Source organism: Microcystis sp. LE19-41.2A, from assembly GCF_027530405.1.
Lineage (GTDB): Bacteria > Cyanobacteriota > Cyanobacteriia > Cyanobacteriales > Microcystaceae > Microcystis > Microcystis aeruginosa.
The window spans coordinates 1-1,202 of sequence record NZ_JAPZQJ010000598.1 but is presented as its reverse complement, the minus strand read 5'-3'; the positions used below and the strand labels follow the sequence as shown (position 1 = coordinate 1,202).

Annotated in this window: 2 protein-coding genes and 1 pseudogene; all 3 read right to left on the bottom strand. The window is 42.3% G+C overall.

What is annotated here, in order from left to right:
• Positions 1 to 219: 219 nt before the first annotated feature.
• Positions 220 to 363 (bottom strand): ISAzo13-like element transposase-related protein, encoded by a 144-nt coding sequence (locus O9290_RS24960; RefSeq protein ID WP_288087644.1) that lies wholly within the window; start codon positions 361 to 363, stop codon positions 220 to 222.
• Positions 359 to 688 carry an ISAzo13-like element transposase-related protein gene (locus O9290_RS24955; RefSeq protein WP_080603684.1) on the bottom strand — a complete coding sequence of 110 codons (330 nt, stop codon included), beginning with the start codon at positions 686 to 688 and terminating at the stop codon, positions 359 to 361. The genes O9290_RS24960 and O9290_RS24955 overlap by 5 nt, the downstream gene beginning before the upstream one ends.
• 57 nt (positions 689 to 745) lie before the next feature.
• A pseudogene (locus tag O9290_RS24950) lies at positions 746 to 1,202 on the bottom strand (ISAzo13 family transposase); the annotation flags it as partial.

Sequence of the window (1,202 nt, the reverse complement as noted above, 5' to 3'; positions counted from 1 at the left end):
ATTGACTTCAAGGGGTGACAAAACTTAAGCACTACTCGAACATCTCGACGCTAGATGTTAAGTCTGATTGCCCAGCCATTCTCAACAAGCACTGTTTATTGAGAATGACCGGGGGAACTCTGAAATTTTCGGCTTAGTTGCCGGCAGCTTGCCGCCAACTCACTCCTCTAGATAAGTATTTTGACTCACGCCCCTTCCTCTTTTGAGACGTTGTGACACTTAGGGTGCGGAATGTGGGTTACTATGGTAAGGCGGGTAGTAGATGAGCCGTATTTGCCACTGGGTTTTTTGGGCAAATTCTACCATTCTTTTGATAAATTGAGTGCGGTTGCTGCGAGTGGCGGCTCCTCCATCTAAATCAATGACTAATTCTTCTAAACCCTGGATAGATTGCTTGATTTTCTTGCCACCACAACTCTAAACAATCTGCTACAAAATCTGAGGTTTCAGCCGATTGACCGAAATAAATTGACAGGCGTTCTCCCCTCACATCTAGAATTCCTAAAGGGACTAAAACAGCCGTCCATTCCCTATCATGATCATCAGCTTTTAATGGCTCGAGATAGCGGGCTTTCCCCTCACGAGATAAATTGCCTATCTTAACTTTAGCTTTGCTATCCAAGGAAATTCTCAAAGATTTAGTCTGGTTGTCAGCGGCTTGATTGGCTTGAGCTACGTTAGCAAAAATTGCCTCAGTTTCTGGAATTTTTTTGAGCGGTTTTATTTTTTGTGTTTTTTTTAAACTCTAGCCCATTCGATTCAAAATATCTCCAATGGTTTGACGAGAGGGCAATTGTTCATCTCGATAGCCTTTTTCTTCTTTTAATGCCTCTCTTACCTCTCTGGCACTGATTTTAGTAAAGGCAAAAGTTGATGGGAATTTAGGGTCTGCTTGCGAGGACATCTCCACTAAACTTTTAATATCTGCCTCTAAGTTTGGCAGCAGTTCCTCCGTTTTTTTTCTCCCCCTAGCACGATAATTATCAACGCAAATAATTCCAGTTTCTAGCTCTTTCAATCCCGTTGCTATTGCCTGCCTAGACCATCCCAATTCTGTTTCAGCCCGGCGCGGCGAAGAGTTAAAATAGTCTATAGTTACTTGCGCCATAAAAGCCCTTTTCTTAAAACCTGTCAGCTTTTTTGCCGCATCTTTCAAGCTTGATTTGATTTTTTCAGTCAGTTCAGTTACCATAGTTGAGAGT